The following is a 13,255-nucleotide window of genomic DNA, read 5'->3' on the forward strand; positions in this document are numbered from 1 at the left end:
TCGCTCCATGCCCCGCCTCGGTGACGTCGTCGACCTGATCCACACCTGGTACCCGCCGCACACGGCTGACTCCTGGGACGCCGTGGGCCTCGTGCTGGGCGACCCCGAGGACCACGTCGCGAAGGTGATGTTCGCCGTCGACCCCACCGAGGAGGTCGCCCGCGAAGCCGTCGCGTGGGGTGCCGACCTGCTGGTGGTCCACCACCCGCTCTTCCTCAAGGGCGTCAACTCCGTCGCCGCGACCACCCCCAAGGGCCGCACCCTGCAGACGCTGGCCCGCGGCGGGTGCGCCTTGCTCGCAGCCCACACGAACGCCGACCAGGCCGTCAGCGGAGTCAGCGAGTCGATGGCCCTGGCGCTGGGCCTGCGCGACCTGCGTCCGATCATCGCGGCACCGGCCGAGCAGCTCGACAAGCTGACCACCTACGTCCCGCTCGCCGACGCCGAGCGGGTGCGTGCTGCGCTCGCCGAGGCCGGCGCGGGAGCGATCGGCGACTACGACTGCTGCTCGTTCTCGACGCCCGGCGAGGGACGATTCCGTCCGCTCGACGGCGCTCACCCCACCATCGGTGAGGTCGGCGTCGCCGAGACCGTCGCCGAGGAGCGCATCGAGGTGGTGCTGCCGCGTCGTCGTCGCACCGCCGTGGTGAAGGCCCTCCTGGGCGCACACCCTTACGAGGAGCCCGCCTGGGACGTCGTCGAGCAGGCCGACGCCGGCCTGAGCGGCACCGGCACCGGCCGCATCGGCACGATCGAGGAGATGACGCTGCGCGAGTTCGCCTCCGTCGTGGCCAAGGCCCTGCCCGAGACCGCCACCGGGGTGCGCGTGGCCGGAGACCCCGAGCGCAGCGTCCGCACCGTTGCGCTCTGCGGCGGGGCCGGAGACTTCCTCCTCGACCGCCTCGCCAGCAGCGACGTCGACGTCTACGTGACCTCCGACCTGCGCCACCACACCGCAGGCGAGTTCTTGGAGAAGGGCGGCCCGGCGCTGCTCGACGTCGCCCACTGGGCGGCGGAGTGGACGTGGTTGCCGGCCGTCGAGGCGCGACTCACGACACATCTGGGCGCTACGGTGGAGACCCGTGTTTCCACGCTGCGCACAGATCCGTGGAGAATGCTGGTCCAGGCTGAGTGACGCGCGACCCGCGCAGCTCGTCTGCCCCCATCTGAGAACAAAATCTGTTTCACACCCCGTGTGACGCCTGAACGAGGAGCCTCCACTGAAAGCCGACCCGAAAGCCCAGTTGAAGCTGCTCGAGATCCAGGAGATCGACTCCCGACTCCTGCAGCTGCGTCACCGACGCAACACGCTGCCGCAGCTCGCTGAGATCGCCGGCCTGGCCGACCAGCACGAAGAGGTCGTCAACCGCTTCCGCGATGCGCAGATCCTGGTCGAGGACCTCGAGATCGATGCCGCCAAGGCCGAGTCCGACGTCGAGCAGGTGCGGGTCCGCCGCGAGCGCGACCGCAAGCGGGTCGACGAGGGCCTCGTCCCCGCGAAGGACCTCACCCGCCTCAACTACGAGCTGGAGTCGCTGGAGCGTCGTGTCACGACCCTCGAGGACGAGCAGCTCGAGGTGATGGAGAACCTCGAGCAGGCCCGTGCCGCGCTCGAGCAGGTCACCCAGGAGCTCACCGCCTTCGAGCAGCGTGTCGCCGACCTCGAGGCCGAGCGTGACGCCGAGTGGGCCGAGATCGACAAGCAGATCAAGGCTGTCGAGATCACCCGTGGTCCCGCCACCGCAGGCATGCCGGAGAACCTGATGGCTCTCTACGACCGGATGCGTGAGCAGAAGGCCGGCCTCGGCGCCGCCCTGCTGACGCGTCGTGAGTGCGGCGGCTGCCGCCTCACCCTCGACCACGACGCGATCGAGGAGGCCCGCGCGGCCGCGCCCGACGACGTCGTGCGGTGCGAGGAGTGCTCGCGCATCCTGGTCCGCAACGAGGAGTCCGGTCTCTGACCTGACCCCCTGACAGTCACGAGGGCCTCACCGCGGTTGCGGTGAGGCCCTCGTGACGTTCTGCTGCGCCGGCTGCCCGTGGGGACGCCAGACCCCACCGGTGTGGGTCGTGAATTCGTCCCGAACACGACTCGAACCGGTGGGGTGCGATCAGATCTCGTGGACGACGACGTCGAGCTCGGTGCCCTTCTTGCTGACCTTGCCGGTCTCGACGTACCAGCCCAGGTCGCGCAGAGCGTCGGCGAACTCGGTGGTGGTGCGCGGGGTGCCGCCGTCCTCCATCAGCGCCCTGACGATGCGCCCCTTGGTCGCCTTGTTGAAGTGGCTGACCACCTTGCGCTGACCGTTGTGCTGATGCAGGACCCGCACGCCGGCCACCTTCTCGGGGTCGGCGGTCGCGGGACGCCACAGGTTGGCGTACATGCCCGAGCGCAGGTCGACCAGCAGGCCGTCGCCGTTCGTGGCCTCGACAGCCTCACCCAGCACCGGACGCCAGACGCTGCCCAGCGCACCGACGCCCGGGAGTGTCGCGTCTCCGGAGAGGCGGTAGGCGGGGATCCGGTCGGCGGGGGAGAGCAGGCCGAAGAGCGCCGAGGCGATCCCCACCCGGGTGGTGGCGCGGCGCTTCGCAGCCGCCGAGAGGGTCTCGAAGTTGAGGGCGTCGTAGAGCACACCGGTGTAGACGGCGTCGGCGCGTGCGGTCGCGGCCTCACGCAGCGACGCGTTGCGAGCCACCAGGTCGCGCTGCTTGGGGCCGAGCCCCAGCGTCGCAGCTGCAGCGTCGGTCCCGGCCTCGTCGGAGACCGAGCACAGCGTCACCAGGGCGTCGAGCACCTGGGAGCGTGCCGCCGTCAGCGACGGGTGGGAGAGGGTGTCGAGATCGAGGTTCTTGCCCCGGGTGGGAGCGAACTTGCCCTCGCTGGGCGGCAACAGGATCAGCACGGAGGAACTCTAGGCGGTGTGGGACTCGGGGCCGCTGGTTAGGGTGCGGGCATGACTTCTCCCCGTCTGGTGCGTCACGGATCTCTGCCCACCGCTGCTCCGGAGGCCACCGGTTTCCCCGGTGAGCAGCAGTTGCGTGACGGGATCGCCGCGCTGCGGACCGAACTCGAGGTGGTCGAGGAGTTCCCGGCCGAGGTGGAGGAGACCGCTGCACGGGCTGCTGCGTCGCCGCGGCTACCGGAGTTGGACCGCACCGACCTGGAGTTCGTCACGATCGACCCCGACGGTGCCCGTGACCTCGACCAGGCCGTGCACATCGCCCGCCGCTCCGGAGAGGAGGCCGACGACGGGTTCGTGGTGCACTACGCGATCGCCGACCTCGGAGCCTTCATCACGCCCGGTGACGCCGTCGACGTCGAGGCCAACCGGCGCGGCCAGACCCTCTACGGCGCCGACTCGAAGATCCCGCTGCACCCGAAGGTGATCTCCGAGGACGCCGGTTCGCTGCTGCCTGACCAAGTCCGTCCGGCAGCGCTGTGGACGATCGAACTCGACGCCGCAGGTGCCGTGACCACCTTCCGGGTGGAACGCGCCCTGGTGCGCTCGCGGGCACAGCTCTCCTACGGGCAGGTGCAGACCGCGCTCGACGCCGACACCCTCGACGCCCTGCCGTCCGGAGCGGAGACGGTGCGGCTACTGCGTGAGGTCGGCCCGCTGCGCCTCGCCGCCGAGGCGGCCCGGGGTGGGGTCAGCCTTCCTCTGCCTGAGCAGGAGATCGTGACCGGGCCCCAGGGCTGGGAGTTGGTCTTCCGGTCGATGACGCCGGTGGAGGAGTGGAACGCCCAGATCTCGCTGCTCACCGGGATCTGCGCTGCCACCACGATGGTGCAGGCGCGCGTCGGGATCGTCCGCACGCTGCCGCCTGCCCAGGACCGCGACGTCCAGCGTCTGCGTCGGACTGCAGCTGGGCTGGGGGTCGCGTGGGACGCAGGTGTCAGTTACCCCGAGTTCGTCCGCTCCCTGGACCCCACGATCCCGTCCCACGCGGCCGTCGTCCTGGCCTGCACCCGCCTCTTCCGCGGCTCCGGCTACGCGGCATTCACCGGTGGACTGCCGGACGGTGAGATGCCCGAGGTGGTGGAGCATGCAGCGGTCGCGTCGGTCTACGCCCATGTCACCGCGCCGCTCCGGCGTCTCGTCGACCGCTACGGCACGGAGGTCTGCCTCGCGCTGCACGCCGGAGAACCCGTGCCGGCATGGGTGCTCGAGCGCCTGCCCGAGCTGCCCGCGACGATGCGCTCGACGGGATCGTTGGCCGGCAAGTACGAACGCGGCGTCCTTGACCTCACCGAAGCCGTCGTCCTGCAGGACCGGGTGGGAGAGACGTTCGACGCGGTGGTCACCGAGGTCGAGGACGACCGTCCCGGACGGGGTGATGTCACCGTCGCGGTCCCGGCCGTCGAGGCCCGCGTCCGTTCCGAAGGCGATCTTCCGCTGGGCCAGAAGGTGCGCGTGCAGCTCGCCGAGGCCGACCCCGTGACGCGGAAGGTCTCCTTCACCCATGCCCCGTGAGATACCTCACGGCGCCGCACGGGAAGGGTCCGGACGGAAGGGTCGTTGACCCGACATGACCGATCTGCTTGCGATCCCCGCTGACGTCCAGGACCTCCTCTTCCGTGAGGCCCGCACCGCCAACTCGTTCACCGACGAGCCGGTGACCGACGAGCAGCTCGCCGCGATCTACGAGCTGACCAAGTTCGGCCCCTCCGCGATGAACACCCAGCCGCTGCGCGTCGTCGCGATCCGCTCCGGCGAGGCCAAGGAGAAGCTGCTCAAGCACATGGCTGGCGGCAACCGCGACAAGACCGAGACCGCACCGCTGACCGTGATCCTCGCTGCGGACACCAACTTCCACGACACCCTGCCGCGCACGTTCCCGCACTTCCCGGGCGCCCGCGACATGTTCCTCGACGACGACGCCCGCACCGAGGCCGCGCTCTTCAACGCGACCCTGCAGGCCGGCTACTTCATCGTCGGGGTCCGCGCCGCAGGCCTGGCCGCCGGTCCGATGACCGGCATGGACGTCGCCGGCATCAACGCCGACGTCCTGCCGGACCACCTCAAGGCCGTCATGGTCGTCAACATCGGCCACCCGGGCGAGAACGCCTGGTTCGACCGCCTGCCGCGCCTCGAGCGCGACGAGGCCGTCATCGAACTCTGAGTTCGCCTTTGACCCGTTGAAGGGGTCACCATGGATCGAGAAGGGCCCGACGTCGGGGAAGGCGCCGGGCCCTTCTCTCATGTCCGGAGGAGCGTTCTCCCTCCCCGGGACGTCATAGGAATCGAGGCCTCTGGGCCTCGATTCCTATGACGTCCGGCGGAAGAACGGGGCGCTCAGGCCTCGAGGACGCGTGTGATCGCGGCCAGCGTCTCGGAGATCCCGATCCGGGTGGGCCGAACTCCCAGACCGAGGAGTGGCAGGCTGGTGACGTGAGCAACGCCGAACTCCTGCAGCAGTGGATCCTCGAAGCCCTTTCCGCCAGTGGTCGCGCTGGCGACGTCCTCGCGGTCTCCCGGTTCGTGTGGGAACGCCACGAACCCGATCTGCGGGCCAACGGCGACCTGTTCTGGACCTGGCAGGTGGACCTGCGCGAGGCCGCGACCGCGCTCGCGTCGGGAGGCCGCCTCGTCGTCGACGGACCCCGGTGGGCACTGGCCGACGGCGCCGTCGCGGCCCCTGCCCCGACCGGTGCGTGGCAGCCCGAGGAGATCCAGGTCGTCGTCGATGCCTACGTCGCGATGCTGCTCGACGACCACGAAGGACGCCCGGTGCGTCGCCGCGAGGCGGTGGCCGGTGTGGTCGAGGCCACCGGACGCAGTGGGGACGCGCTGGAGCGAATGTGGTCCAACATCACCCACGTCGTGCAGGAGTTCGGCTACCAGCCGCTCAGCCACTGGAGCCCGCGGTCCAACGTGCCTGCCGGAGTGCGGCCCGCGGTGCAGGCCGCACTCGACGCGCTCAGCTGACCGCGCGCGGGAAGAGGGGCCGCAGGCGCAGGCTGACGTGCACCAGTGCGACCAGCACCGGCACTTCGATCAACGGTCCCACGACGCCCGCCAGCGCCTGGGGGCTCGTGACTCCGAAGGCTGCGACCGCAACGGCGATGGCGAGCTCGAAGTTGTTGCCCGCAGCAGTGAACGCCACCGAGGTGGCGCGGGCGTAGCCCAGGCCGAGGCGTCGCGCTGCCCACATCGAGCCGCCCCACATGAGGGCGAAGTACGCCAGCAGCGGCACCGCGATCCGGGCCACGTCCCACGGTGCACGGGTGATCGCGTCGCCCTGGAGAGCGAACAGGACCACGATCGTGAAGAGGAGACCGTAGAGGGCCCACGGCCCCAGACGCGGCAGGAAGCGTTCCTCGTACCAGTCGCGCCCACGACGCGCCTCGCCGACACGACGGGTCAGGAACCCGGCCAGCAGGGGGAGGCCGAGGAAGACGACGGTGCTGCCGGCCAGCGTCCAGGGGGAGACGTCAAGGGTGTGTGATGCGTCCTCCAGCCCCAACCACGACGGCAGTGCGTCGAGGTAGAACCATCCCAGGGCGCCCAGCGCGACCACCTGGAAGACGGCGTTGAGTGCCACGAGGACCGCGGCCGCTTCACGATCGCCGCACGCGAGGTCGTTCCAGACGATCACCATCGCGATGCAGCGGGCCAACCCGACCAGGATCACGCCGGTGCGGTACTCGGGCAGGTCTGCCAGGAACGTCCACGCCAGGGCGAACATCAGCGCCGGCCCGACCGCCCAGTTGAGGACCACCGAGAGCCACAGGGTGCGGCGGTCACGGGTGACTGAGCCGAGCCGGTCGTAGCGGACCTTGGCCAGCACCGGGTACATCATCACGAGCAGACCCACGGCGATCGGCAGCGAGATCCCTCCGACCTGCACCGCGTCGAGGGCCTCCGCGATGCCCGGAACCAGACGCCCCAAGGTCAGTCCGGCGACCATCGCCAGCACGATCCACGCCGGGAGCCACCGGTCGAGCACGGCGAGCCGCTCCGGCGCGATGGCTCCTGGCTCGGGAGAGGTCGTCGTGGGGCTCATGCGGTGAGCGGCTTGAGGGCCCGCACGATCGCGCCGTGCATCTGCGGGGCCGTCTCGTGGGTGAACTCCACCTCGACGTCGACGAAGCCGGCTGCGGACAGCAGGTCGACGTACTCGGCGCGTGACAGTGCCCCGGCGATGCAGGCCACGTAGGAGCCTCGCTCGGCGCGATCGGTGGGGGAGAGGTGATCCTCGGCGACGACATCGGAGACGCCGATGCGTCCGCCCGGCACCAGCACGCGGTACATCTCATGCATCACGCGGGCCTTGTCGACCGACAGGTTGATGACGCAGTTGGAGATCACCACGTCGACGCTGGCGTCGGGCAGGGGGACGTCCTCGATTCTGCCGCGGAGGAACTCGACGTTGGTGGCCCCAGTCTTCGCTGCGTTCTCGCGCGCCAGGGCCAGCATCTCGTCGGTCATGTCGACGCCCCACGCGAATCCGGTCGGGCCGACGCGTCGTGCAGAGAGCAGGACGTCGATGCCTCCGCCCGACCCGAGATCGAGGACGCGTTCACCCTCGACGAGGGAGGCGACTGCGGTCGGGTTGCCACATCCGAGTGACGCAGCCAAGGCCTCCGCAGGCAGTGAGGAGGTGTCGTCGCCTGCGTAGAGCCCGGCGCCGAAGGACTGCTCGACGACGGAGGCGTCGCCGCCGCAACAACCGGAGTCGCCCTCGGCGACGAGGAGGGACGGCATCGTGGTGCCGTCCTGCAGGGCGGTGTTGAGTTCGGTGTTGGCGGCGCCCTGGCCGACGGCGACGGCGGCTTGTGCGTAGCGGTGGCGAACCTCGGCGGTGACGTCGGTGGGAGAGGCCGGGTGGGTGTCGGCACTGGTCGAGGTGGTGCTGCCGCAGCAGCCGGGCTGGTCGGTCACGAGAACTCCAGACGCATTGATGTCAATCGATACATCGATCGTCGTCAATGCGTCGACCGATGTCAATCGAGCCGTAGGGTGGGAGGCGTGAGTACCTCGCCGTCTGAATCCACCACTCTGCTGTCCGCGTCGGAGAGCTGCTGCTCGGTGGTCACCGCGGGTGCGCTCGACGCGGCCGCGGCCGAGACCCTGGCCCGTGTCTTCAAGGCGCTCGGGGACCCGACCCGGGTCAGGCTGCTCTCCCTGATCGCGGCCCAGCCCCAACGGGAGGCCTGCATCTGTGACCTCGTCGATCCTGTCGGGCTGAGCCAGCCCACCGTCTCGCACCACATGAAGCAGCTCGTCGAGGCCGGCCTCGTCACGCGCGAGCAGCGTGGCCGCTGGGCCTACTACCGCGTCGTGGAGGACGCCCTGAACGCGTTGGGCGCTTCGCTCGTCAGGCTCAGCGAGGGCTGAGCGAAGGCCTGAGCGAGGGCTGAGCGAAGGAATGCGACGAGGGCCGGACACCATTGATGGTGTCCGGCCCTCGTCGTCGTCCGGGGAGGGTGACCTCCGCTCAGACGACCAGGTTGAGCAGCAGGATGATCACCAGGCCGACGACGGAGATCGCGGTCTCCATGAGCGACCAGGACTTCAGGGTCTGACCGATGGTCAGGCCGAAGTACTCCTTGACGAGCCAGAAACCGGCGTCGTTGACGTGGCTGAAGAAGACCGAACCACAGCCGATGGCCAGGACCAGCAGGGCCAGCTCGGGGGAGTCGAGGTCGGTGGCGACGCCGGCGACAATGCCCGAGGCGGTGATGGTGGCGACGGTGGCCGAACCGGTGGCCAGGCGGACGCCGACAGCGACGAGCCAGCCGAGCAGGATGGTGGAGATGCCAGCGCCCTCGGCCCAGTCGCCGATGACGTTGCCGACGCCGGCGTTGACCAGCATCTGCTTGAAGCCACCGCCGGCGGCCACGATCAGCAGGATCGAGGCGATGCCGGGCAGGGCGGAACCGAGCGAGGACTCGACCTGGGTGCGGTTCATGCCGGTGCGGAAGCCCAGGAAGAACATCGAGACGAGGACGGCCGCGAGCAGCGCGACGGCGGGCTCACCGATGAAGACCAAGGTCTTCAGCAGGGTGCTCTCCTTGTCGTCGATGGTGATCTCGGCGATCGCGCGCACCAGCATCATGATGACCGGCAGCAGGATGCAGAAGACGGCTGCGCCGAAGGACGGGCGACGCACGACGCCGGCCGCCACGGGTGCGGAGAAGGAGGCCTCACCCTTGGTGTCGGTGGTGGAACCACCGGTGGCGCCGAGGCGTGCCAGGGCGACCTCGTTGACCTGGGTGGGAACCCAGCGTTCGATCAGGACGGCCAGCAGCGGTCCACAGATGATCAGCGTGGGGATGGCAACGGCGAGGCCGAGGAGCAGGGTCATGCCGAGGTCGGCGTCGAGGTTGCCGATGGCGACGAGTGGGCCCGGGTGCGGCGGCACGAGGCCGTGCAGGACGGAGAGGCCGGCCAGGGCGGGGATGCCGACGCGCATGACCGGCAGGTTGGTGGTCTTCGCGACCAGGATGACCACGGGGACGAGCAGGACGACGCCGACCTCGAAGAAGAGCGGCAGGCCCAGGATCGCGGCGACGAGTGCCATCGCCCACGGCAGGCCCTTGCGGCCCACCTTGTTGATGATCGTGTCGACGATCGCGTTGCTGCCGCCGGAGTCGGCGAGGATCTTGCCCACCATTGCGCCGAGCGCGATCAGGAGGCCCACGGATCCGACGGTTCCGCCGAAGCCGGAGGTGAAGCTGGTGACGATGTCACCGGGGGCCACCCCGGCGCTGCCGCCCATCACGGCGGCTCCGAGCACGAGGGCCAGGAACGGGTGGAACTTCGCCCACACGATCAGGACCACGACGGTGGCGATGCCCAGCAGGGCGGCTATCAGCAGTTGCGTGTTCGACGCGTCGGTCAACGGCTCCATCAGGCGCTCCGTTCTTCCAAGGGGAGATTGAGGGCGGCCATGGCTCGGGCCACGACCTGGGGGACGTCACCCTCGACCGAGACGACAACGCCCGGCTCGTCCGGCCCGAGAGGCTCGAGGGTGGCGTACTGGGTGGGGAGGAGTGAGGCCGGCATGAAGTGGCCGCTCCGGCCGTTGATGCGGTCCTCGACGAGTGTCGCGTCGGCAGTGAGGTGCAGGAACACCACTTCGGGACGGTTCTCGCGGAGCAGGTCGCGGTAGGCGTGGCGCAGTGCCGAGCAGGTGATGACCGAGGGCTTGCCTGCTGCGATCTGGGTGTCCATCCAGTCGGCGATGGTGCGCAGCCAGGGCCACCGGTCGCCGTCGTTCAGGGGGATGCCGGCCGCCATCTTGGCGACGTTGGCCTCGGGGTGGAACTCGTCTCCCTCGGCGATCTGCCAACCGGTCGCCTCAGCGATGCCATGGGCCACGGTTGTCTTGCCGACGCCCGAGACCCCCATCACGATGATCTGCTGGGGGACGGTCGACGCGGCGGTCTTTTCCTCACTCACCAGGCCCACGCTACGCATGTCATCGCCGGGACGGGAACGCGCGTCCCTGTTAGAGGCGAACTCTCCCCCCAACGGGTGGGTTCTTGTTTGAACATGTTGGAATATGTGGGTTTTATCCCCGGAATGGCCCGAAAGTGCTTCTTCGTTTCTCAAACATGTGGGAACGAAGACGGGGCCGAGCGCCTCTGTGGTGCTCGGCCCCGTTGGTGGGGGGGGTGAATCAGGCGCGGTTCGCGTCGGCGTCGACTGCCTTCGGGCGACGGGTGAGCGGGATCAGCACGGCGATTGCCGCGGCGACCACGCCGACGCCGATGCCGATGCCGTAGCCGATGCGCGCGCCGTGCTGGGAGACCAGGTCGGCGTCACCGAACCTCACGGTGGTCTGGGCGAGCACGACGCCGATCACCGCGGCGCCGGTCGAGGTGCCCAGGGTGCGCATGAGGGAGTTGAAGCCGTTGGCGGCCGCCACCTCGGTGCGGGGGACGCCTCCCATGATCAGCGTCGGCATGGCGCCGTAGGCGATGCCCACGCCGGCCTTGACCACGGTGTGGGAGATCATCAGCGACCACGCTGCGCTCATCGAGAACATGGCGACGACGTAGCCGACGGCGATGATCCCCGAGCCCAGAATGAGGGTGAACTTCGGCCCGCGCAGGTCGAGCAGCTTGCCGCCGACCGGGGACAGGAAGACCTGGATGAGGCCGCCGGGCAGCATCCACATGCCGCAGGCGAGCATGCTCTGGCCCAGTCCGTAGCCGGTCGAGGTGGGGAGCATCATGATCTGTGGCGTCACCAGCATGGAGACATACATGCCGAAGCCGACGAAGAGGGAAGCGGCGTTGGTGGTGAGCACCTGCGGTCGTGCGGTGGTGCGGAGATCGACCAGCGGCGAAGTGGCACGCAGTTCCCACCAGCCCCACACGAGCAGGGCAACGACGGCGACGGTGAACGATCCGAGCGTCGCGCCCGACGTCCAGCCCCAGTCGGCGCCCTTGGAGACGCCGAGCAGCAGGGAGATCAGGCCGACAGCCAGGCCGACGGCACCGGGGCCGTCGAAGGTCTGGCCCTTGGCGCTGATCTTGCCCTCGGGGACCACCTTGATCACTGCGACGGCGGCGAGGGCGGCCAGCGCGGTGCAGATCCAGAACATGACGCGCCAGTTGGCGTACTGCGACACGGCGGCCGAGAGCGGCATGCCCAGGCCGGAGCCAATGCCGAGGGAGGCGCTGACCAGCGCGAGGGAGGCCGAGACCTTCTCGGCGCTGACGACCTCGCGGATCAAGGAGACGGCCAGTGCGACGATGCCCATGCCCATGCCCTGCAGGCAGCGACCCACGAGCATCGGGACCAGCGCGGTCGAGAGGGCGCAGATCGCGGAGCCCAGGGCGAGCGGCACGGTGCAGACGACGATCATGCGGCGCTTGCCGTACATGTCGCCGAGGCGTCCGGCGATCGGCATGCAGACCGCGCCGACGAGCAGGGTCGCGGTGACCACCCAGGCGGCGTTGGAGGCGCTGGTGTCGAGGATCTCGGGGAGGTCGGAGATCAGGGGAGTGATGACGCTCTGCATCATCGCGGCGAGGATGCCGGAGAAGGCGAGCACGGGGACGACGGGGCCGACGCGGCGCGCGTCCGTGGCTCCCGAAGGGGTGGGGGATGAGGACATGAGGCTTCCTGGATCGGCTCTTTTCTTTGCATGCTACAAAGAAATTGCATGCTGCAATAAAAATGCCTCGGGTGCTGAGGCGGTGCCTGAGCCGTGAAACCATGGACGGGCGCGGGTGATGCAGCCCGACGACGAGCAGGGCGAGGGAGTCAGGGATGGACGCAGGCATCGAGGCGCTGGTGTTGGAGCACATGCTCCTCACGCGGCACAGCTCGGCGCTCGGTCGACAGCGTTCGGGCAGCGGTCTCGAACGCAGCGCCTACATCCTGCTCAGTCGCCTCGAGGTCGACGGGCCGCTGACCACCGCCGAGCTCGCCGACGTCTTCCTCCTCGACACCTCCACCGTGCACCGGCAGATGACGGCGCTGCTCAAGGGGGGCCTCGTCGAACGGTTCGCCGACTCCACCGGTCGTCTGGTGCGCCGGTTCCGGATGACCGACGAAGGCGAGCGGGCGCTGGTGGCGCACCGTGCCCACCTCCAGGAACTCTTCGCCGACCTCGTCGCCGACTGGGACTCGGCCGACGTCACGTCGTTCGTGGCACACCTGCGTCGGTTCAACTCCGAGATCGAGGCACGCCAGGAACGTCCCTGGCCGCGCTGACCCCGGCGCGGTGCGGGCACTAGCCTCGCGCTCATGAAGATCGCACTCGGTGACCGCAGCCCCCTCGTCCACGACACCGCCTGGGTGGCGCCCAATGCCACCCTCGTCGGTTCCGTCGTCCTCTCCGAGGGCGCCTCGGTCTGGTACGGAGCAGTGCTCCGGGCCGACAACGAGCCGATCACCGTCGGGAAGAACTCCAACGTCCAGGACAACTGCGTCTTCCACGTCGACCCGGGCAAGCCGCTCACCCTGGGCGAAGGCGTTTCGGTGGGGCACGGCGCGGTGATCCACGGCGCCACCATCGGCGACCACGTCCTGGTCGGGATGAGCGCCACCGTCATGAACGGGGCCGTCATCGGCGACGAGGTGCTCGTCGCTGCTGGTGCGCTCGTCACCGAGGGCATGGTGGTGCCGCCGCGCACCTTGGTGGCCGGCGTGCCGGCGAAGGTCCGTCGCGAACTCAGCCACGACGAGGTCGCTGGACTGCACCGCAACGGCGCCGTCTACGAAGCGCACCGGGAGACGCACCGGGCGGGCGTCGTCCTGGACTGATCCCGGCCCCGCCTGGCCCGGCCCGC

General features: G+C 69.6%; 14 protein-coding genes. 8 read left to right on the plus strand and 6 right to left on the minus strand.

Annotated features, from left to right (window positions below; translation table 11 throughout):
- Positions 1-7: 7 nt before the first annotated feature.
- Both EOV43_RS05785 and EOV43_RS05790 read left to right on the plus strand, forming a co-directional pair.
- On the plus strand, positions 8-1,135 hold the full coding sequence (locus EOV43_RS05785; RefSeq protein WP_128220086.1) for a Nif3-like dinuclear metal center hexameric protein: 1,128 nt from the start codon (positions 8-10) through the stop codon (positions 1,133-1,135).
- A gap of 109 nt (positions 1,136-1,244) precedes the next feature.
- The gene (locus tag EOV43_RS05790; RefSeq protein WP_239022246.1) at positions 1,245-1,961 is read left to right on the plus strand and encodes a zinc ribbon domain-containing protein; all 717 of its coding nucleotides are present in this window, start codon (positions 1,245-1,247) and stop codon (positions 1,959-1,961) included.
- A 150-nt stretch (positions 1,962-2,111) separates the two neighbouring features.
- Here the strand turns inward: EOV43_RS05790 and yaaA are convergent, their stop codons facing one another.
- A complete protein-coding gene (gene yaaA / locus EOV43_RS05795; RefSeq protein WP_128220087.1) occupies positions 2,112-2,903 on the minus strand; it encodes a peroxide stress protein YaaA in 792 nt (263 codons plus the stop codon).
- A 51-nt stretch (positions 2,904-2,954) separates the two neighbouring features.
- On the opposite strand from yaaA, the gene EOV43_RS05800 reads away from it, so the two are divergent.
- The 3 genes from EOV43_RS05800 to EOV43_RS05810 all read left to right on the plus strand — a co-directional run bounded on the left by EOV43_RS05800 (position 2,955) and on the right by EOV43_RS05810 (position 5,930).
- Positions 2,955-4,475 (plus strand): RNB domain-containing ribonuclease, encoded by a 1,521-nt coding sequence (locus EOV43_RS05800; RefSeq protein WP_128220088.1) that lies wholly within the window; start codon positions 2,955-2,957, stop codon positions 4,473-4,475.
- A 55-nt stretch (positions 4,476-4,530) separates the two neighbouring features.
- Positions 4,531-5,124 (plus strand): malonic semialdehyde reductase, encoded by a 594-nt coding sequence (locus EOV43_RS05805; protein WP_128220089.1) that lies wholly within the window; start codon positions 4,531-4,533, stop codon positions 5,122-5,124.
- A 269-nt stretch (positions 5,125-5,393) separates the two neighbouring features.
- Positions 5,394-5,930, plus strand: a complete 537-nt coding sequence (locus tag EOV43_RS05810) for a hypothetical protein (protein WP_128220090.1) — start codon at positions 5,394-5,396, stop codon at positions 5,928-5,930.
- On the opposite strand, the gene arsB is transcribed toward EOV43_RS05810, so the two are convergent.
- Positions 5,923-7,008: an ACR3 family arsenite efflux transporter gene (gene arsB / locus EOV43_RS05815; protein WP_128220091.1), complete on the minus strand. Its 1,086-nt coding sequence runs from the start codon at positions 7,006-7,008 to the stop codon at positions 5,923-5,925. The genes EOV43_RS05810 and arsB overlap by 8 nt on opposite strands.
- On the minus strand, positions 7,005-7,886 hold the full coding sequence (gene arsM, locus EOV43_RS05820) for an arsenite methyltransferase (RefSeq protein ID WP_128220092.1): 882 nt from the start codon (positions 7,884-7,886) through the stop codon (positions 7,005-7,007). Before arsM ends, arsB begins: the two co-directional genes overlap by 4 nt.
- A gap of 87 nt (positions 7,887-7,973) precedes the next feature.
- Here arsM and EOV43_RS05825 point away from each other — a divergent pair, with 87 nt between their 5' ends.
- Positions 7,974-8,342 carry an ArsR/SmtB family transcription factor gene (locus EOV43_RS05825; protein WP_378528379.1) on the plus strand — a complete coding sequence of 123 codons (369 nt, stop codon included), beginning with the start codon at positions 7,974-7,976 and terminating at the stop codon, positions 8,340-8,342.
- Positions 8,343-8,442: 100 nt separating this feature from the next.
- Here the strand turns inward: EOV43_RS05825 and EOV43_RS05830 are convergent, their stop codons facing one another.
- The 3 genes from EOV43_RS05830 to EOV43_RS05840 form a co-directional block, all read right to left on the minus strand.
- On the minus strand, positions 8,443-9,858 hold the full coding sequence (locus tag EOV43_RS05830; protein ID WP_128220093.1) for a GntP family permease: 1,416 nt from the start codon (positions 9,856-9,858) through the stop codon (positions 8,443-8,445).
- Positions 9,858-10,409 (minus strand): gluconokinase, encoded by a 552-nt coding sequence (locus tag EOV43_RS05835; protein ID WP_239022247.1) that lies wholly within the window; start codon positions 10,407-10,409, stop codon positions 9,858-9,860. The genes EOV43_RS05830 and EOV43_RS05835 overlap by 1 nt, the downstream gene beginning before the upstream one ends.
- A 220-nt stretch (positions 10,410-10,629) precedes the next feature.
- Entirely contained in the window at positions 10,630-12,075 is a 1,446-nt protein-coding gene (locus tag EOV43_RS05840) for an MFS transporter (protein WP_128220095.1), read from the minus strand.
- A gap of 155 nt (positions 12,076-12,230) precedes the next feature.
- Here EOV43_RS05840 and EOV43_RS05845 point away from each other — a divergent pair, with 155 nt between their 5' ends.
- Together EOV43_RS05845 and EOV43_RS05850 are read left to right on the plus strand one after the other, a co-directional pair.
- Entirely contained in the window at positions 12,231-12,677 is a 447-nt protein-coding gene (locus EOV43_RS05845) for a MarR family winged helix-turn-helix transcriptional regulator (protein WP_128220096.1), read from the plus strand.
- Positions 12,678-12,710: 33 nt separating this feature from the next.
- Positions 12,711-13,229 carry a gamma carbonic anhydrase family protein gene (locus tag EOV43_RS05850; protein WP_128220097.1) on the plus strand — a complete coding sequence of 173 codons (519 nt, stop codon included), beginning with the start codon at positions 12,711-12,713 and terminating at the stop codon, positions 13,227-13,229.
- Positions 13,230-13,255: the final 26 nt, after the last annotated feature.

It is taken from the genome of Nocardioides yefusunii (assembly GCF_004014875.1).
Classification (GTDB): domain Bacteria; phylum Actinomycetota; class Actinomycetes; order Propionibacteriales; family Nocardioidaceae; genus Nocardioides; species Nocardioides yefusunii.

Coding starts and splice junctions, on each gene's coding strand:
- EOV43_RS05800 (WP_128220088.1), top strand. CDS start 2,955: ATGACTTCTCCCCGTCTGGTGCGTCACGGATCTCTGCCCACCGCTGCT.
- EOV43_RS05830 (WP_128220093.1), bottom strand. CDS start 9,858: ATGGAGCCGTTGACCGACGCGTCGAACACGCAACTGCTGATAGCCGCC.
- EOV43_RS05840 (WP_128220095.1), bottom strand. CDS start 12,075: ATGTCCTCATCCCCCACCCCTTCGGGAGCCACGGACGCGCGCCGCGTC.
- EOV43_RS05850 (WP_128220097.1), top strand. CDS start 12,711: ATGAAGATCGCACTCGGTGACCGCAGCCCCCTCGTCCACGACACCGCC.
- EOV43_RS05785 (WP_128220086.1), top strand. CDS start 8: ATGCCCCGCCTCGGTGACGTCGTCGACCTGATCCACACCTGGTACCCG.
- EOV43_RS05805 (WP_128220089.1), top strand. CDS start 4,531: ATGACCGATCTGCTTGCGATCCCCGCTGACGTCCAGGACCTCCTCTTC.
- EOV43_RS05845 (WP_128220096.1), top strand. CDS start 12,231: ATGGACGCAGGCATCGAGGCGCTGGTGTTGGAGCACATGCTCCTCACG.
- arsB (WP_128220091.1), bottom strand. CDS start 7,008: ATGAGCCCCACGACGACCTCTCCCGAGCCAGGAGCCATCGCGCCGGAG.